19 protein-coding genes are annotated in these 19,839 nt (G+C 34.0%); 16 read left to right on the forward strand and 3 right to left on the reverse strand.

Going from position 1 to position 19,839, the window contains the following annotated elements:
• Positions 1-40: 40 nt before the first annotated feature.
• Positions 41-1,927, reverse strand: a complete 1,887-nt coding sequence (dnaK, locus tag ACQKCJ_RS12645) for a molecular chaperone DnaK (protein ID WP_271335312.1) — start codon at positions 1,925-1,927, stop codon at positions 41-43.
• Positions 1,928-2,414: 487 nt separating this feature from the next.
• On the opposite strand from dnaK, the gene ACQKCJ_RS12650 reads away from it, so the two are divergent.
• From ACQKCJ_RS12650 to ACQKCJ_RS12720, 15 genes are all read left to right on the forward strand, one after another.
• Positions 2,415-3,899, forward strand: coding sequence for a redoxin family protein (locus tag ACQKCJ_RS12650; RefSeq protein ID WP_271335311.1), 1,485 nt, complete (start codon positions 2,415-2,417; stop codon positions 3,897-3,899).
• A gap of 94 nt (positions 3,900-3,993) precedes the next feature.
• Positions 3,994-5,304: a DUF2931 family protein gene (locus ACQKCJ_RS12655; protein ID WP_427402113.1), complete on the forward strand. Its 1,311-nt coding sequence runs from the start codon at positions 3,994-3,996 to the stop codon at positions 5,302-5,304.
• A gap of 112 nt (positions 5,305-5,416) precedes the next feature.
• Positions 5,417-6,007 carry a hypothetical protein gene (locus tag ACQKCJ_RS12660; RefSeq protein ID WP_271335309.1) on the forward strand — a complete coding sequence of 197 codons (591 nt, stop codon included), beginning with the start codon at positions 5,417-5,419 and terminating at the stop codon, positions 6,005-6,007.
• 43 nt (positions 6,008-6,050) lie between these two features.
• Positions 6,051-6,809, forward strand: a complete 759-nt coding sequence (locus tag ACQKCJ_RS12665) for a hypothetical protein (protein ID WP_271335308.1) — start codon at positions 6,051-6,053, stop codon at positions 6,807-6,809.
• Between the two features lie 162 nt (positions 6,810-6,971).
• Entirely contained in the window at positions 6,972-8,258 is a 1,287-nt protein-coding gene (locus tag ACQKCJ_RS12670) for a Na+/H+ antiporter (protein WP_271335307.1), read from the forward strand.
• A 141-nt stretch (positions 8,259-8,399) separates the two neighbouring features.
• Entirely contained in the window at positions 8,400-9,062 is a 663-nt protein-coding gene (locus tag ACQKCJ_RS12675; RefSeq protein WP_271335306.1) for a hypothetical protein, read from the forward strand.
• Between the two features lie 33 nt (positions 9,063-9,095).
• On the forward strand, positions 9,096-9,563 hold the full coding sequence (locus tag ACQKCJ_RS12680) for a hypothetical protein (protein WP_271335305.1): 468 nt from the start codon (positions 9,096-9,098) through the stop codon (positions 9,561-9,563).
• A 153-nt stretch (positions 9,564-9,716) separates the two neighbouring features.
• Positions 9,717-10,154, forward strand: coding sequence for an acyl-CoA thioesterase (locus ACQKCJ_RS12685; RefSeq protein WP_271335304.1), 438 nt, complete (start codon positions 9,717-9,719; stop codon positions 10,152-10,154).
• An 87-nt stretch (positions 10,155-10,241) separates the two neighbouring features.
• Complete coding sequence (locus ACQKCJ_RS12690; protein WP_271335303.1) at positions 10,242-11,081, forward strand: mechanosensitive ion channel family protein; 840 nt, start codon at positions 10,242-10,244, stop codon at positions 11,079-11,081.
• 114 nt (positions 11,082-11,195) lie between these two features.
• Positions 11,196-12,188, forward strand: coding sequence for an alpha/beta fold hydrolase (locus ACQKCJ_RS12695; protein WP_271335302.1), 993 nt, complete (start codon positions 11,196-11,198; stop codon positions 12,186-12,188).
• Between the two features lie 118 nt (positions 12,189-12,306).
• Complete coding sequence (locus ACQKCJ_RS12700) at positions 12,307-12,696, forward strand: DUF1398 domain-containing protein (protein WP_271335301.1); 390 nt, start codon at positions 12,307-12,309, stop codon at positions 12,694-12,696.
• A gap of 49 nt (positions 12,697-12,745) precedes the next feature.
• Positions 12,746-13,570 carry a ThuA domain-containing protein gene (locus ACQKCJ_RS12705; protein ID WP_427402114.1) on the forward strand — a complete coding sequence of 275 codons (825 nt, stop codon included), beginning with the start codon at positions 12,746-12,748 and terminating at the stop codon, positions 13,568-13,570.
• A gap of 11 nt (positions 13,571-13,581) precedes the next feature.
• Positions 13,582-14,439 (forward strand): sulfurtransferase, encoded by an 858-nt coding sequence (locus tag ACQKCJ_RS12710; RefSeq protein WP_271335299.1) that lies wholly within the window; start codon positions 13,582-13,584, stop codon positions 14,437-14,439.
• Positions 14,440-14,576: 137 nt separating this feature from the next.
• Complete coding sequence (locus ACQKCJ_RS12715) at positions 14,577-15,818, forward strand: ATP-binding cassette domain-containing protein (protein WP_276598197.1); 1,242 nt, start codon at positions 14,577-14,579, stop codon at positions 15,816-15,818.
• Positions 15,819-15,827: 9 nt separating this feature from the next.
• Entirely contained in the window at positions 15,828-16,442 is a 615-nt protein-coding gene (locus tag ACQKCJ_RS12720) for a hypothetical protein (protein ID WP_271335297.1), read from the forward strand.
• A 216-nt stretch (positions 16,443-16,658) separates the two neighbouring features.
• Here ACQKCJ_RS12720 and ACQKCJ_RS12725 read toward each other — a convergent pair whose 3' ends face one another.
• Together ACQKCJ_RS12725 and ACQKCJ_RS12730 are read right to left on the reverse strand one after the other, a co-directional pair.
• Complete coding sequence (locus tag ACQKCJ_RS12725; RefSeq protein WP_271335296.1) at positions 16,659-17,696, reverse strand: RluA family pseudouridine synthase; 1,038 nt, start codon at positions 17,694-17,696, stop codon at positions 16,659-16,661.
• The gene (locus ACQKCJ_RS12730) at positions 17,686-18,309 is read right to left on the reverse strand and encodes a PASTA domain-containing protein (RefSeq protein WP_271335295.1); all 624 of its coding nucleotides are present in this window, start codon (positions 18,307-18,309) and stop codon (positions 17,686-17,688) included. Before ACQKCJ_RS12730 ends, ACQKCJ_RS12725 begins: the two co-directional genes overlap by 11 nt.
• A 462-nt stretch (positions 18,310-18,771) precedes the next feature.
• Here ACQKCJ_RS12730 and ACQKCJ_RS12735 point away from each other — a divergent pair, with 462 nt between their 5' ends.
• A complete protein-coding gene (locus ACQKCJ_RS12735; protein WP_271335294.1) occupies positions 18,772-19,743 on the forward strand; it encodes a D-alanine--D-alanine ligase in 972 nt (323 codons plus the stop codon).
• Positions 19,744-19,839: the final 96 nt, after the last annotated feature.

Genomic DNA, 19,839 nt, shown 5'->3' on the forward strand with positions numbered 1-19,839 from the left:
AGCGCTTTAGCACTTATTATTAACTGATGTTAATCAGTACTTATTTGACTTCTTCGAATTCAACGTCTTCAACATTGTCTCCAGATTGCTCTTGTTGTGGAGCAGCTTGTTGACCTTGACCTTGTTCACCTTGAGCATACATAGCTTCTGTAGCTGTTTTCCAAGCTGCATTGATGTTGTCAAGAGCTGTTTGAATAGCTGGAATGTCTTGAGATTGGTGAGCCATTCTCAATTCAGTTAAAGCGTACTCTACAGCAACTTTATGATCATCAGCTAATTTGCTTCCTAACTCTTTCAATTGAGATTCAGTTTGGAAGATCATGCTGTCAGCTTCGTTTAATTTCTCAGCTCTTTCTTTAGCTATTTTGTCAGCATCAGCGTTAGCTTCAGCATCTTTTTTCATTTTTTCGATTTCTTCAGCTGTTAAACCAGAAGAAGCTTCGATACGGATATCGTGAGATTTTCCAGTTCCTTTGTCAGTTGCAGAAACTTTGATGATACCATTTGCATCAATATCAAAAGTAACCTCGATTTGAGGAACTCCTCTTGGCGCTGGTGGAATACCATCTAAGTGGAAACGACCGATAGTTTTGTTATCAGCAGCCATCGCTCTTTCTCCTTGCAATACGTGAATTTCAACAGATGGTTGAGAATCAGCAGCAGTAGAGAAAACTTGTGATTTTTTAGTTGGAATAGTAGTATTAGACTCAATTAATTTAGTCAATACACCACCCATAGTTTCGATACCTAAAGATAAAGGTGTAACGTCAAGTAACAATACATCTTTTACATCTCCAGATAAAACTCCACCTTGAATAGCTGCTCCAATTGCAACAACCTCATCAGGATTAACTCCTTTAGATGCTTTTTTACCAAAGAATTTTTCAACTTCCTCAGCAATTCTTGGCATACGAGTAGAACCTCCAACAAGAATAACTTCGTCAATATCAGATGTAGATAAACCTGCATCTTTTAATGCTTTAGCAACAGGCTCCATAGAACGTTTAACTAATGAATCAGTTAATTGCTCAAATTTAGCTCTTGATAATTTTTTTACTAAGTGTTTTGGTCCTGAAGCCGTAGCTGTAACGTATGGCAAGTTGATTTCAGTTTCTGAAGAAGAAGACAATTCAATTTTTGCTTTCTCTGCAGCTTCTTTCAAACGTTGCAATGACATTGGATCAAGACGTAAGTCAATACCTTCTTCAGCTTTAAATTCGTCAGCTAACCAGTCAATAATTTCGTGGTCAAAATCATCTCCACCTAAGTGAGTATCACCGTTTGTAGACAATACTTCAAAAACTCCGTCTCCTAATTCAAGAACAGAGATATCAAAAGTACCTCCACCTAAATCGTAAACAGCAATTTTTTGATCAGTTCCTTTTTTATCTAATCCATAAGCTAAAGCTGCTGCTGTAGGCTCATTGATGATACGCATAACTTTAAGACCTGCAATTTCACCAGCTTCTTTCGTAGCTTGACGTTGTGCATCATTAAAGTAAGCAGGAACAGTAATAACCGCTTCAGTTACAGTTTGACCTAAATAGTCTTCAGCAGTTTTTTTCATTTTTTGAAGAGTCATTGCTGACAATTCCTGAGCAGTATATAAACGACCGTCAATATCCACACGTGGAGTATTGTTGTCACCTTTAACTACTTTGTAAGAAACTCTTTTTGCTTCGTTTGTAGTCTCAGCAAAAGTGTGTCCCATAAAACGTTTAATAGAAGCAATCGTTTTTGTAGGATTCGTTACCGCTTGTCTTTTTGCAGGATCACCTACTTTAATTTCTCCACCTTCAACAAAAGCGATGATAGATGGCGTTGTTCTTTTTCCTTCTGCGTTAGGAATAACAACTGCTTCGTTACCTTCCATTACAGAAACACAAGAGTTCGTCGTACCTAAGTCAATTCCGATTATTTTACCCATTTTTTATATATTTAATTTTGATATACTTAATTTTATAACTCAGGTGGCATAAGTCAATCTCTGTGCCAATATAAAAAACCAAAGAAAATTGTCAGTTTTCCTGTCGGTACATAAAAAATAATCTGACAACATGACATTTTCAAAACCTGACATTCGTGGCATATCAGCACTTTACGTGTCATTATCAGAAGCTGTTTCCTGCTGTAAAAGCCTCTGGACGCTTATATCTTTTTATCTGTCGCTTTTCATAAATAAAGGATAACGCTCCTATCCTACCATGTACACAAATCGTAGAAATTAATTTCACCAAAGAATTGGTCATAATTAGTGAAATTCATATTTCTTTTATGCTTGTATCTCGACAATAGTCTAAGGCTGTTGCAATTGTTTCATAAACCTTTTAAGTTCAAAAAATCATAGTACACTAAATCCTTCAATAATTAATCATATAAATACTATATATTTGAAATATTCAAATTCTATTTCAATGAAACAGTATTTTAGACTTATCTTACTATTACTTCTTCCTCTGTACTCAATTGGACAGATAAAAAAAGACCATATCGAAATTATTGGAAAAATTACAGGAAATCTCCCCGATATAATCGAATATACTTTACCCATAAACGGAATAGATTATTTTGGATTTACTGATTCTGTTCAACCAGATTCATTAGGTAATTTTCAAATAAGTCTTCCTCTGGGAAAAACTTCTTTCATCGATTTATCAAACAAAAATAAATCATTCGGAACCTTAATTGCTGAACCAGGAATGATTTATAAAATACACATTAATACGGAGGTAAAAGAAAACCAGTTTCGAGTAGCATCTAAGGACGAAAAAGGACAATTACTATACAATCAAATCCCTAACCGAATGAGTGTTGGCGGTCATTTTGAAGTCGAAACAAAAGAGTATCTACAAGACAGCGTTCCTTCTAACATAAAACAACAAATAAAGAAAAGCCAAGAGATCGAATTAGAAGGTTTTAAAAAACTATTAAAGGACAAAACAATTTCTAAAAATTTTTATAACCTTGTCCGGACAGATAGAGAATACTTTTACAAAGGCATACAGGGAAGTGTCTCTTTTATAAATCTTTTAAACTTACCCTACAAAGAAAATAAACTTAGCGAGGAACAATACAAAGAACTCTGGAGCGAAATTTTTGAATCAAATCCGGTAACCAATCCCGAGATTTTAAGTTCTTCGTGGTTTTTTCATTACGCCGAGAATTATTTGCGCTATAAGGATTTAATTATTGAAGGAACTACTCTGACAGCACTTTCAGAAATCAACAAACAAGGGCTAACTCATACCCACAATATTAATAATGCAAAAAAATACTTATCTGGTCCACAGTTAGAATATTATTTTGCTGCCTATATACACTTTGAGACAATCAATAAAAATTACGAAAAAGAATTGATTACACTTTTTGAACAATTCAAAAAAGAATACCCTTCAAGTCCTTACACTCCTTTTCTGGAGCCTGTTATCATACCTGTTCTGGTATTTCATAAAAAACAAGAAGAACCTTTGAATGAAAAAATCAAATTTATTCCCAATTCTTCAGCCGTCAATTCAGTAAAAGAAGCGATAAAAGGATTATATGGCAAACAATTTTACGTTGATATCTGGGCAACCTGGTGTGGTCCGTGCAAAGCAGAGTTTAAAGACAATACCAAATTATATCAATTGTTAAAATCAAAAAACATTACGATAGTTTACATTTCTATAGACAAAGAAAGTCGTGAAAACCAGTGGCACGATATGATTCATTTTTATAATCTCGAAGGGATTCATATTAGGGCAAATGAAAAATTAAATACTGATTTAATAAATTTATACGGTAATTCATCTCTTGCAATTCCATGGCATTTCCTAACAGACGAAAACGGAAATGTTATTAAAAAAAGACTAAGCGGTGCTTCTGAAGTTGAAAATTTAGAAAAACAACTGAATGAATAAATTGCCTAATCATTTACACCAACAATAAACCCCAATAGAGTACCAACATTCTTACTGTACTATTTCTTATATCTTGTAATAGAGAAAACAAACGATGAAATACTATTTTAAAATTTTTCTACAATCAGTAGTCATTGGAATAATAAATATTCTGATTTTTTTATTTTTATTGCAATTCCAGATTGTTCACAACAGCTCATACATATCACAAGAGGTTTTTACTTTTTTTTTAATTCTATTGGCAATTCCTCTGCAATTTTTACTATTACTTGTAGTTTCTTTTATTTTTAAAAGAAATCTATCAGCAATTGTAATTAGTTCTGGATTAATGATTATGGTTTGCATTGTCCTACTTTGGGATACCTCTACTGTAGAAAGGCAAACATATAATGATGAGCAGGTTTTTAATAATACTGAACAATACGATTATCAGCAAGGAATTTCTACGCCCGAAGGTTACCCGATTAAATTACTTCCGGGAAGTCAATTTACTATCGCTGTTCAAGGAGACCGCACTCCGTATACTCTTTTAGAAACCGCTAAAGTTTATTCAGTAAATTGGGGAAATGGAGATACCACCTTCAAATCATCTGACGGTCCGGATATTGTATTACCGGATCGTTTAGAACTTTACTGGTTTTCGTTTTTAGAAAACAAATATTACAAATTAAGTACAAAATTAAACAAAGCTCAAATATCCGAATATTTCAAAAAAGGATTCAAAAGGGATTACAGTGGAAATTTAGATACGATATCAAAAAGTAATTATCGTGAATTAATTGCAGGAATAGCTCCCGGTGGTGATGTAGTATTATGGATTTCAGGTGCTAATAATACTAAAGAATTGGAAGTCTTCAAAGCCGACTTAATCGATACGAAAGAAAATGAAATTCATCATGCCGTAGAAAAGGATGAAATAAAAGAAGTTTTGAAAGATACTTGTACTTGCAAGGACAATGTTCAGTTCAGAAAAATAGTAAATAATGGCAAACCTATCCCAATAGGGATTTGGACTAATAAGTACCGAAAAAAATACAATTGGAAAGTAGAGATCAATCATTTTGGCCAAACAAAATCAAGTCTGGATTTAAGTTTTTTTAACGGGGAACAGTACGAATTATTCAACGAAGAGGTTGTTAAAATGAAATATCAAAAACAAGTTTTACCTGATTATCTGATTTATACCTTCATAAAAAATCATAAAAAATACGAAGCCTATCTAGAGTTTGACGAAGATGAAGTATTCAGCCATTTTGAAAAACTGGATCCAAACAATTCTAATGAGTCTATTGATATTGTATTAAATATAAGTCCAGATTTAAAACAAACGACAATTCAATTACGTTCAAAAAACAGAACGCTTGATTTTGAAAAAATGAAAAGTGTAAAAATCTATGCCGATTAAAGTTCGTTTTAATATTTCCAAAATAAAACCAACGCTAACAAAAACCTTGAACAAAGTGGACTGAATATAAAATTTTCTGACATTAAAAAATCATCAAACAAGAAAAACTAAAATGAAAAAAAAGATCCTGATATTTTTTGTTCTCGCTCAAATTACGATTTACGCACAAACCAAAAATTTAAAAGATAATTTTACTGTCACAATCAGAACCAAAGAAGGTGATCTTAATAATGATGGCTTAATTGATAAGGTACTACTCAAAATGGATACGATAAATGAAACGCAGCCATTGAAACTAGAAATCTATTTTTTGCAAAAAAACGGAAAATATAAATTGAACGTAGCTACAGAAAATTTAATGCAGCCTCAATACCCAAATGGTAAACATCGTGGCGATCAAATTCCTGATGTTATTATTGAAGAGGGGTATTTATATATTGGATCTGAAATTGGTAAAAATCATTTTTGGCATAAATTCAAATTCAATAATGGAAGCTTCGAATTACAAGAGATAACCAATGTAGTTTGGGATGGACAGAATCTGACTACTGAAACCGAATTTAATCTTTTGACAGGAAAAAGGACTGAAATAACAAAAGCATTGGGCTCTGAAAAAATCCTAAAGAAGACAACTAAAAAAATCATAGTAAAACCACTGCCAAAAATCGATAATTTCAGGGCTTTTGACAGTAAACTGAATTAAAACGACCTAAAAGCAACCAAAATTCCTGATTGAAACTTTAGAAATGAAAAAACAAATCACTCTTAACCTATTAATCCTGCTCGCGATTACTGTTCAATCGTGTACTAATAAAAAGAAAACAGACGCTGACAGCACTGCAAAAAATGTCGAAATTACAGATAGTCTGCCTCATCGTGATTATGAAGATGTAAGCGACGAACCAGATCAAAGCACTCCTTACAAACCTGATGCAACTTACCCGAAAAAAGGAAATAAAATTGCAGACTTTCTTCCTAAAACCGGCATTTATGAAGTACAATATGAAACAGAAGGAGATCTGAACAATGACGGTTTCCCTGATATTGCCGTTGTCCTGAAATACAAGGAAAATAATATTTCTAAAAGACCAATGCTAATTCTTTTGCAAAATAAAGACAAATCATATCGCTTAGACAAAGTTTCAAATATAGTCATGCCAATTGAATACAACGAAGCAGATTATAAGATATATGATACCGAGGATATTACTATAGAAAACGGAGGATTAAATATCAATCTCTACAGTATTGGACCGGGTGGTAACATTTTCGGTTCATTTAAGTATTTCGGAAATGATTTTATTCTCAACATGATCGAAGCAGAATATAGAGGCGCCGGTGGTCATACAGGACTTTTTTACAATTTTGAAAAAGGAGATATAACAATAAACGAGACCAACACAATGAAAGAGGATGAGCCTACAGAGTCCAAAACTACTAAGGCAAAAGTCAAACGTTATCTTTTTGAAAAAACTTCGATTACGAATTTTTTTAACGAAGACTAAACAAGTAAGAAATTGTATTGCAGGAATTTTAAACTAAAATAACTACGGCCTTTTTTTACAAATTTAAAACATCATTTTTCATAACTTCGTTTTTTGGCAACTAAACAATTTAGCTATGTCAAACCTATATTAATTACATTCGCATTTTTCTAAATTCTAATAATGGAAAATTACAGTATCATCATCTTTATTCTGGCAATCGTAATAGGCCTTTCTGCTTTTGCTGATAAAGTAAAATTACCTTATCCAATTCTTCTTGTCATTGTTGGGGTAGCCATTGGTTTTATTCCGTCGATGGGAGAAATCGAAATAAATCCGGAAATTATCTTTCTGCTCTTTCTTCCCCCATTATTGTACGACGCCTCTTTTAATATTTCGCCCAAGGATTTCAAAACCAACATTAACACTATTGGAGCTTTAGCCATATCATTGGTTTTTCTAACAACATTAGGTATTGCCATTGTAGCTTATTATATAATTCCCGGAATGACCTGGCCTTTAGCTTTTGTATTGGGGTCTATCCTATCAGCAACAGATGCAGTGGCGGCTATAAGCATCACAAAAGGATTAAACTTATCCCATAAAACCTTAACCATTCTTGAAGGCGAAAGCCTCATAAACGATGCCTCTGCACTTGTTGCTTATCGCTTTGCAGTAGCATCTGTAATGGGATCTGCCTTTATAATATGGAAAGCAACTTTGCAGTTTGTACTATTGCTTGGAGGTGGTTTTCTTGTAGGTTTTGTAATGGCAAAAATCCTCGCTTTTATACTAAGCAGAGTTCATAAAAAAAATGTGGAAGTTACCATTAGCTTCATGCTCTTAATGCCTTTTGTTACCTATTTGATAGCAGAACATTTGCATGTTTCAGGAGTAATTGCGGTAGTTGTTCTAGGATTAACAATTGCCCGTTTCAGTAAAAAGATATTTCCCGAAAGTTTAAAAAACCAATCCCGAAGCCTTTGGGACATCATTATTTTTATATTAAATGGATTAATCTTTATCTTAATCGGACTCAATTTTCGTTATATCCTAAAAGACATTCCTAACGATATGATTTTGCCCTATATAGGTTACGCAGCTATCATAACCCTTGTTGCGTTACTAATTAGAATGGCAAGGATTTTTCTTCAGAAGATTAATCTTCAAAAAGCATTTCAAAATACCAAACGAAAACGAAAAGTTAGCGAACATGCGCTTTTAGACTTTAATAACAGCATCATTATCAGCTGGTCAGGAATGCGTGGCATTGTGTCATTAGCGATTGCTTTGGGATTACCCAAATTACTCGAGGACGGAACCCCTTTTCCCGAACGAACCGTTATTATATTTATCTCTGTCGCCGTTGTTTTGTTAACATTGATTGGTCAGGGACTGACCCTCCCTTTTATTGTTAAAACATTAAATGCCGGAAAAGAAGATGGAAAAGAAGAAGAATCAAAACCCTGAATAGCTGCTTAATCACCCTAACTACCTATAAACAAAAACATTAAAGATTAAAGTATGCAATAAAGAATATCTTTTAACATTTGTAATATTTTTTCTATATTTTTACGCCATAAACCACCAACCAAAAAAAACCAATTTTCAATGAATGACAATTTAAAATATGCAACTAAACTATTCGGCAGCGCAACATTTAGTTTTATCAAAATAAATATTATCGGGCAATTATTTTTGATTTTTATCTCGGTTATTTCCCTGTGTACTATTATTTATCAATCCGGCACGGGAATGGGGCATGCAGACGGCGCTTCTATTTTACTACTATTATTTGCTTTAAGACCAATTGGCTACACCTTGACAGTTGTTTCAATATTTGCAATACCTTTTTTATTGTTTACACTTGGGAATAAATATATCATCTCAAAAACCATTCATCAATTATTATCAGATAAAGGCGAAGTTTTATTATTCCCTATTATTGATAAAGTTCTCGATAAAATCAAATCTAAACAGCCTGATTTATTAAAAAAAGGAACTGATAAAACTAAATTAAAACTCAAGCTTATACAGGAAATCAGGGATTCAAAAGAAAACAAGTGGCTAAAGAAAATCATTATCTACGGTTTTAAAAAAGTGAATCTTGATGATGTTGATTTCAGGGATGAAAATGTAAGCTTTACTGAGATTATTAAAAATAAAATAATAGAAGGTTTAAAAAGTATTTCAAAACCAACCCGAAATTTCTTTTGGATCATTGTAGGTTTACAGTTAACGGTCATGATTTTGGTTATTTTCCAGGTAATATAATTGCAATCAAACTTTCAAAACAAAATCAATACAATGAATCAGGAATTAGAAAGCCGCTTTGACGAATTTGACAAACCCGCCATCATCAGAAGAAAACTTTTGCCATGGTGGATTAAAACTTTTTGCTGGCTTTTTATGATTTTAGCAGTTTGTGCTATTGGTGCTGTCATTACGAATCTCTTTACTCCATATGTACATTTATCTCTTTACGGTTTTTCAAGCAACACCACTTTTTCAGCAACAGGAATATTTATTATTGCGATAATGCTGCTCAAAGGTTTTGCAGCATATTCACTTTGGTTCGAGAAACCTAACGCCATCTCAATTGGTAAAATAGACGCTATTTGTGGAGTTGTCATTTGCATTGGCTCCATGTTTGTTCAGCCTTTTACAACCAATGACGGGCATTTTCCGTTACGACTGGAAATTTTACTGCTTATTCCCTATTATATGCGACTGAACAAAATAGAATATACATGGGATAATTTAGAAAGCTTATAAAAGCAAAATTAAAAAAAGGTAATTGTTAATACTTTCACCTTCTAATATACTGTTTGTGATTTTATTTGTAAATTCGGTTTTATAAAAAAACGATGTTTCCCGAGTAAACAATCTCAGAAAACATTCTCAATATCATTAAAATACAAATATAAAATGGCTTCATTTATTAAAGAATTATCTTTTCGCTGGTCTGATCTTGACCCAAATTTTCACGTTCGTCATAGTGCTTATTATGATTTTGGTGCACAACATCGTATTGAAATTCTTGAAGAACTGGGTTTAACCTTAAAAGTGATGCAAACGCAAAGTTTTGGACCTGTTTTATTTAGAGAAGAATGTGTTTTTAGAAAAGAACTAAAACTTTCTGATAAAATATTCCTTCATACGAAAACATCAAAAATGAAAGCCGATGCTTCGCGCTGGTCAATCGTTCACGAATTTAGAAAAGATGATGACACACTTTGTGCTGTTATTACCGTTGATGGCGCCTGGATGGATACAAAACTTCGAAAACTAGCTTCTCCAACTCCTGAAATTGCTATTCAGGCTTTGAGTATTTTTCCAAAAAGTGACGACTTCGTTGGTTTATAAAATAAAATTCATTTTTCATAACTTTATCAAATCCAAAAAACTATATTTTATATATATGTCTTTTGGATTTTTTAAAATTCAAAACTCATGATCGATTACGCAAAAGACTTCAGAATAATTATCATTATCGCTATAATTGGATTTGTAACAATTATTTTGGGCGCGGTGACAGACAAAGTTCTTCGCTATTTTTTGTATCGTAAATTAACGGACAAAGAATATGATGCGACAGGTTTTAGATTTTTAAAACACTTAATCATAACCGTAATTTATATTTTAGGATTTGCCTTTGCGTTAATACAAATTCCCGAATTTAAAATTATCGGGCATTCCTTTTTAGCCGGAGCCGGAGTTATTTCCTTAGTGGCCGGTTTGGCTTCTCAACAAGCTTTGAGCAATATCGTAAGCGGAATTTTTCTAGTGATTTTTAAACCTTTCCGAATCAACGATAAAATTACGATCAATAATTTTGTGGGCACAGTCGAAGATATTAATTTAAGACAAGTGGTTCTGAAAGATGCTGAAAATAACCGAATCATCATACCCAATTCTGTTATCAGCAATCAGATTATTGTCAACACCAATATGCATGACACCAAATGCTGCAAAATAATCGAAATTGGGATCGGCTATGATTCTAATATCGAAAATGCATTAGCCATCATGCAGGAAGAAATCGCCAGACATCCACTTTTTATAGATACCAGAACGGCAGAGAATAAAAAACAAAAAACACCTTTAGTTGTTGCTCGTGTAGTTGCTCTGGCAGATTCCAGCGTAACATTAAAAGCATGGGCATGGGCAAAAAATTCTACAGATGGGTTCATAATGTATTGCGATTTACTGCAAAGTATCAAAAAACGTTTTGATGAAGCTAATATTGACATTCCTTATCCCCAACAAGTCGTGACCTTAAAAAAACAATAAAAACATAGGGCAACTTCTCCTGTTTTTTTTTTGAGAACTTTAAGATTTTATTCTTTGATTTTAAAATCGTTAGCTTTAATTTTATAATTACTCCAAACGAAATACATTCAGAAAATGAAAAACATAAAACTTATACTGCTTTTACTTCCGTTTTTTTGCTTTTCGCAGCAAGAAAATATAAAGGCGCTTGACATTAATCTAACCAATTATCAATATCCATTTCCCGTACAATTTTTAGAATTAAACAATCAGCGTCAATATCTTAAAATGGCGTATATGGATATCAAACCTGCTAACTACAACAACAGGAATATAGTTTTACTGCATGGCAAAAATTTCAACGGAGCCTATTGGGAATCTACTATAAAGGCATTAACAAAAGAGGGTTTTAGGGTAATTGTTCCTGACCAGATAGGTTTTGGAAAATCATCTAAGCCGGATAATTACCAATATACTTTTCAGCAATTGGCTGAGAATACAAAGAAATTGCTAGATCATTTAGGAATTCAGAAAACAACCGTATTAGGACATTCAATGGGTGGAATGTTAGCAACAAGATTTGCCTTGATGTATCCTGAAACTACTGAAAAATTAGTGCTCGAAAACCCAATTGGTTTAGAAGACTGGAAACTAGTAGTACCTTATAAACCCGTAGATTGGTGGTATGAATCAGAGTTAAAACAAAACTATCAAAACATAAAAAGCTATCAAATGGCGAATTATTATGATGGAAAATGGAACGCTGATTTTCAAAAATGGGCTGAACTCGGCGCTGGCTGGACCACAGCTCCAGATTATGCAAAAGTAGCATGGAACTCAGCCTTGATGTATGATATGATTTTTACGCAGCCTGTTTTATACGAATTTAAAAATATCAAAAGTCCAACACTTTTAATTATCGGAACAAGAGATAAAACAGCCATAGGAAAACCGCTGGTATCTGAAGAAGTTAGAAAAACTATGGGCAATTATCTGGAATTGGGTAAAAAAACACAAAAAACAATTCCCAACTCAAGATTGGTCGAAATTCCCAATACCGGACATTTACCGCATATTGAATCTTTTGATCAATTTATAAAACCATTAATCGTATTTTTGAAACAATAAATTTTTTCGCCACAACCTGACCGAAGGGAACAGACGAAGTAATTACACAAATTATAATTTAGCGTCATTCAAATAAAAATTAGTGGCAAACTCATTAAACAAACTAAAACTAAAATATATGTTTACAATCGAACAAATAAAAGAAGCGCATGCCAAAGTACAATCTGGTTCTGATTTCCCTAATTATATACAAGACCTTATCATTTTGGGCGTAAAAGGTTATGACACTTTTGTCAACAATGGAAATGTTGAATATTATGGCGTAAATAATTACAAAGTTTCAGCAGACGAAAAATATCCTGAAATTCAGGTCGCTCCTTTTGCTAATAAAGAACGTTTTATTGAGTTTCTAGTGATGCATCAGGATGGCCAAACTGATTATTTAACCTTCTGCAACCATGCTGCTCAATCCGGAATTGCAAAATGGCGTGTTGACATCATCGAAATGACCTGTACCTATTATGACAAAGAGGGCAATGAGATATTAATCGAGAAAATTCCCGGTTAAGCAAAAAACTAAGCAAAAACACTTAATATTTTCGATAAAAAAAGAATGTATGTCTCAAAGGATTATTCTGGTTACATTTTTATCCATTTGTTTTTTTGGATTTGCCCAACATAAAAAAGCAAGTTCAAAATTCAAAGTCATTGCTTTTTATACGGCAAAAAATGATCAGGCACACATTAGTTTTGTCCATGAAGCTAATAAGTGGTTTCCAAAAGTTGCCGCAGAAAATCATTTCAAATATGATTCAACTAGTAATTGGAACAATTTAAACGCAAAGTTTTTAGCCAAATATCAGGTCATTTTGTTTTTAGATACAAGACCCGAAACACCAAGCCAGCGAGAAGCTTTTGAGAAATACATGGAAAATGGCGGTGGTTTTATCGGATTTCATTTTTCGGCATTTGCACTAAATGATTCTGATTATCCACAAAACTGGAACTGGTACCACAATACTTTTTTAGGTTCAGGAGAATACGGCAGTAATACCTGGCGGCCAACATCAGCAATTTTGCAAATCGAAAATCAGCATGCTGTAACCAAAAACATTCCTAAAACATTTAAATCCTCGCCAAACGAATGGTACAGATGGAGCAACGATTTAAGAAAAAACCCGGATATAGAAATTCTTGCAGCAATTGACGAAAGCAGTTTTCCGTTAGGAACAGGCCCAAAACCAAACGAAATCTGGCACAGCGGTTATTATCCTGTTGTCTGGACAAATAAAAACTACAAAATGCTCTATGTAAATATGGGACATAATGATATAGATTATGAAAACGGAACTAACAAAACACTTTCATATACTTTTGAAAATAAAGAACAAAGCCAATTAATCTTAAATGGATTACTTTGGTTAGGGAATGCTAAAAAATAATTCAAAAAAAAATGTCAAATATACTTTCTCCAATAATAAATCCTGAAGAATTAATACAATTAAAAAATTCTCGTGAAGTTATTTTAATCGATGCCAGAGCAGGAATAGGTGCCGAAGAAAATTATAAAAACGAACATCTGGAAGGCGCTCGTTTTATTGATCTGAATCGGGATTTAGCCAATGTTGAAACGGATCCTGCAAACGGAGGAAGACATCCTTTACCATCATTAGAAAGATTTTCTGAAGTACTTTCTAAACTAGGAATTTCGCCTTTAAGCCGTGTTATAATTTACGATGACAAAAACGGCTCGAATGCAGCTGCCCGATTTTGGTGGATGCTCAAAGCAATTGGACATGAAAAAGTTCAGGTTTTAAACGGAGGTTTACAAGCAGCCATAAAAACCGGTTTTCCCGTAAGTTCTGAAATTGAAAATTTTGAACCAACAGAAAAATACCTGATTTCAGAATGGAATTTAGCTGTCGCTACTATTGATGAAGTCGAAAAAGCCCGAAATAATGAAGAAAATATTGTAATTGATGTAAGGGATAAAAATCGCTTTGATGGGCTTACAGAACCTCTTGATTTAATCGCGGGACATATTCCAGGAGCAATCAATATTCCGTTTAGCGAAAACTTAGACGAAGATGGATTTTACAAATCGCCCCAAGTTTTAGCAGAAAAATATAATAAAATTATAGGCGATAAAAATCCTGAAAAAGTTATTGTGCATTGTGGTTCAGGTGTCACGGCTTGTCATACTTTATTAGCAATGAATTATGCCGGAATTCCAATTCCAAAACTGTACGTAGGTTCCTGGAGCGAATGGTCTCGTAACGATCGCGAATTAGCGACCAAAAAAATAGATTAAACTGAAAAAACATTTAACGCATAGATAATCTTAAAAACTTATTTGCCACAGATTAAAAAGATCAATTATTTTAATCTGTGAAATCTGTGGCAACAAAACAACAATTAATCTATGTCAACATAAATAATACTTTAAAAATGCAGCATTGGGATATACTTTTATCGAATCAGGTAAATAAAAAAGCTTTTATAGCAACATTACTTTCCGGCGAAGCCAAAGGAGAATTAGCCATTTTTAACAACAAAAAAGGGATTCTGTTTTCAGACATTGCCATAGAAAAATTCATCGAAAAAGAATATCAATACGATACTGTAGAAGCTTCTCCGGAATCTCACAGACAATTGAGAACTTTTTCATCCGGCGAACGTAAAAAAGAATTTTTGAAATACTGCATCAATCAAAAACCAGATTTTATCATTTTCGACAATCCGTTCGATCATTTAGATCAGGCTTCGCGCGTCGTTTTAGCAGAATCCTTAAAAGATCTGACAAAAGATATTGCGATTATTCAATTAGTCAATCGTGTGGTCGACGTACTATATTTTGTTCCTAACAAAGCGCAGATCAAAGACAATACCTTTGAATTGCATCCTATCTCAAAAACCGAAAACCACTTTAAAACCTTAAATACATCAGCAATTCCTAAAGCGATCGAACCACATTCCTTTCACGAAAGTGTATTAATCAAAATGGAAAATGTTTCTGTGAGCTATGATGACCGCAAAATTGTCGACAATATTTCATGGACCATAAAACAAGGTGAATTCTGGCAGTTAATTGGTCCTAACGGTTCCGGAAAAAGCACTATTTTATCTTTGATAACCGGAGACAATCCAAAAGGTTTTGGACAGGATTTACATTTATTCGGAAGAAAAAAAGGAACTGGTGAAAGTGTTTGGGACATCAAAAAACAAATCGGGATCTTCACAACTTCCATGACGGATCTCTTTCAAAAAGGACATACTTTAGAAGAAATGATTCTATCCGGCTTTTTCGATTCCATAGGATTGTATATTGAACCAACGACTTTGCAAAAACAAACCGTTACACAATGGCTTGAAGTAATTGAAATGACCGGTTTAAGAAAAAAACGCTTTATTGATCTTTCTATTGGTCAGCAAAGAGTTGCTTTGATTGTTCGTGCCGTTCTAAAACATCCTCCATTATTAATCTTAGACGAACCTGTAGAAGGTCTGGACGACGAAAATGTCGATTTGGTCATACAGCTTATCAATACCATAAAACAAGAAACAAACGTTAGTATTTTATACGTGTCACATCGTATCGAAACCGGTCTTGCTCCTACTTCGGTTTTTGAGCTTTTACCAAATGAAGCAGGATCAATCGGAAAAATAAAATACCATTCCGAGTTAAATTAAAAAATGAAAATGAAAATCAAATATATCTTATTATTAGTAGTACTGCTAATAATCACTTCTTGTGGTGGTACAATTTCAACGGCAAAAACGGCATACAAAATCACTGAAACAACCCCATTAAAATCCAATTGGGATTTTAATCCAAAAGAATGGTTTCTGGAAAAAGATACTTTAACCGGAACTGGAGGACCAATGCATTGGGGCGTAATAGAATCGAAAAAGAAACTCCCTAAAAATTACCAAATCGATCTGAAGGTAAACATAACCAAAGAATCTCTCTTTGAGATCATGCTAAACGTAGATAAAGAGCAATATATTAGAACTTATTTGTATCGAATCGATCAAAATATCGTTATTGGCAGAGGTGTTTACAAAAAAGGAAGCGACGAATACGAAAAACGCGGAGGTCCAACTTTGTTTAAAAAAACAATGAAACTAGAGAACAATAAATGGTATGATGTAAAAATAAGGGTTTCAAACAATCAACTGTATTTTTCAGTCGATAACGAAACGTTCTTAGAATGTTCCTTAGAAAAAAATAATCTCAGCCAGCAAGGTAAACTAGGTTTCTTAACCAACGGCGAAGCAAAAATTACAGACTTAACGATTAGAAATATTGAATAGTTTTTTTACCAATAAGATATTAAGAAAATTTAAGATAAAATCTTTACTAACGTAATTTCTGAATAGTGAAACAAAATAAGTTCAGAGCTTAATAAACTTAATCTCTTAATGGTAAAAAAATGAAGTGCTACATGGTAAAACCAAAAAAGCTCCAAAAATTTTGGAGCTTTTTTTATACGAGAAAATCTTTTCTCTATTTTTTTTTATTCTAAATATCTATTCTTCTTCTATATTATGCGTCTTACCGTAATTACGCCATTTCTCAATGCAATCCTGAAAATCCTGAGGTAATTCAGTATCAAAGCGCATCATTTCGCCAGTTGTTGGATGCACAAAACCAAGAGTTTTAGCATGCAAAGCCTGACGTGGCAAAGCTTTAAAACAATTCTCTATAAACTGTTTGTATTTTGTAAACGTAGTTCCCTTCAAAATCAAATGACCACCATAACGTTCATCATTAAATAACGGATGACCAATATGTTTCAAATGCGCACGAATCTGGTGCGTTCTTCCTGTTTCTAACCTGCAGGAAATCAAAGTTACATAACCAAAACGTTCCAAGACCTTATAATGTGTAATCGCAGGTTTTCCTATTTCAGGATCCGCAAAAACCGCCATTTGCATACGGTCTTTTAAGTGTCTCGCAAGATTTCCTTCGATCGTTCCCTCCTCTTCGGTAACATTACCCCAAACCAGGGCAATATATTCACGTTCAGAAGTTTTTGCTTCAAATTGTTTTGCCAGGTGCGTCATTGCCGCTTCTGTTTTGGCAACCACCAGAAGTCCGGACGTATCCTTATCTATTCGGTGTACCAAACCTGGGCGTTCGCTGCTGTTCATTGGCAAATTCTCAAAATGATGTGCCAAAGCATTCACCAAAGTCCCGGTATAATTTCCGTGACCCGGATGCACTACCATTCCCGGCTCTTTGTTGATTAGCAACAAAGCGTCGTCTTCATACACAATATTTATCGGAAGATCTTCCGGAAGAATATGGTTTTCAAACGGCGGATGTGTCAACATTACCGTAATAAGATCAAGTGGTTTTACTTTGTAATTTGATTTTACAGGAATTTCATTTACAAAAACACTTCCTTCACTTGCAGCATTCTGAATTTTGTTCCGTGTTGCATTCGGAATCATATTCATCAAATATTTGTCAATACGCAAAAGCGCCTGACCTTTAGGCACATCAAACCTGAAATGTTCGAATAATTCGTCTTCCAGATCTAAATTTTCAATATTATTGTTCATCTTTTGGGGTTTCAGTAGTTGGCGCAGCTGTACTATCTGCGGCCTGACTCTCATCTACATAACTAGCTTTTCCGTCTCCTAAAACCAAGTCGATTTTAGACGCTTTCAGCACACGGTCTCCTACTTTTAAGTTTCTACCTTTATAGCGCATCTCCAGAACCATATCTTTTCCAAGGTTCGGAATATACGTTATCGTTCCTTCCTGAAGCCCTAAAGCTTTCAAAGTTGGAACTGCTTCACGATATGTTTTCTCAATTAAATCAGGAATTTTAACAGACGAAAATCCTGATGCATTAATTTTAATATATATTTTTCTTCCCACTTTTACCATTGTTCCGGGCAAAGGATCTTGCTCAACAACACTGTATTTTGGGTATTCACTTCGGTAATCAACACTATCCAAAAGCACATAATCCAAGTCTAAATCGTTCAGTTTTGCCTCTACTTGCTCCTCAGTCAGTTTAGACAAATTAGGAACGGCAATCTCATGTCCGTGATCAGTTGTAAAAGTCAACCAATGCATAAACAAATAACCTAAAACGGCAATAATCGCAATCGCAATCAATACTTGCACAAAAAACACTCGGCTCGTTAAATACTTACGTAAAGTCATAAATTTATTTTTATTAGGGGCAAAGATAAAGCTATTTCGTTTCAAAAAAAATGATAATTTTGTTTTAAACAAGAAAGTGTTCTGATTGTCATCCCCAGCGAAGTCGAAGGATAATTCTAAGGAGCTGTTTCCTGCTGTGCACCGTATCTTTTCCAGGCTAAAGAAGCCAGAAAAAGGATGCCGCTTCCATCAGGGCTAGGGCTTTAGGTTTCAAGATGATTGTTTTCTTTTTTTGTCATTTCGACAAAGAAAAAATCACATCCAGAGAGCAACGCACTGTATGGATGCAGTAAATGTTAGTTACTAGTGTGATTTCTCCTGCTTTGAAATGACAAGCAGATCGATTTAAACAGTTTTTCAAAAATTTAATTCGTGAAATTCATGGCGAAAAACCTGAAACCTGAAACAACATTCTTGAACCTGGAACAAATAAAACCTGAAACAAAATATAAACAATATAAAATGAAAAACATAGCCATCATCATGGGCGGATATTCAAGTGAATACAAAATTTCACTTATTAGCGGAAACGTTGTTCACCAATACCTTGACAAAACAAAATACAACGGATTCCGCATTCATATTTTCAAAGAAAAATGGGTGTATGTAGACGAAAACAACGCCGAGTATGCGATCGACAAAAACGATTTCTCAGTAACAGTAAACAATGAGAAAATCACTTTCGATTGTGTTTTCAATGCCATTCACGGAACACCAGGCGAAGATGGTTTGATGCAGGCTTACTTCGAATTACTAGGAATAAAACAATCGTCTTGCGATTATTATCAGGCAGCCCTTACCTTCAACAAACGTGATTTATTATCGGTTTTAAAACCATATGGAATCAAAACGGCGATTTCTTATTACTTAAACAAAGGTGATAGTATCAATACAAAAGAAATTGTTGCAAAAGTAGGTTTGCCATGTTTTGTAAAACCAAATAAAGCTGGTTCTAGTTTTGGAATCTCAAAAGTAAAATCAGAAGCTGAATTGCCAATTGCTATAGAAATAGCGTATAAAGAAGATAACGAAATCATCATCGAAAGCTTCCTTGACGGAACTGAAGTTTCTGTTGGAGTAATCAATTATCAAGGCGAAATTAAAGTATTGCCCATCACAGAAATAGTTTCTGATAATGATTTCTTTGATTACGAAGCAAAATACGAAGGAAAATCACAGGAAATTACACCGGCAAGAATCTCAGAGGAATTAACGCAAAAAGTAAGCGAAGTAGCAAAACGCGCTTACGAAGTCTTAAAAATGAAAGGTTTCTCAAGAAGCGAATTCATCATCGTAGACAACGAACCATATATGCTGGAAATGAATACAATTCCAGGTTTAACAACAGAAAGTCTGATTCCGCAACAAGCACAAGCTGCCGGAATATCGTTGGAAGATTTGTTTACCAATGCGATTGAGCTGGCACTTGCTTAAAAAAGCTACTAAGGTTCTGAGATGCTAAGTTACTAAGATCTCAGAACCTTTTTTTTAACCACAAAGTTTTGTCAGACTGAGCGAAGTCGAAGTCTC

The organism is Flavobacterium sp. NPDC079362, from assembly GCF_050267765.1.
Classification (GTDB): Bacteria; Bacteroidota; Bacteroidia; order Flavobacteriales; family Flavobacteriaceae; genus Flavobacterium; species Flavobacterium azizsancarii.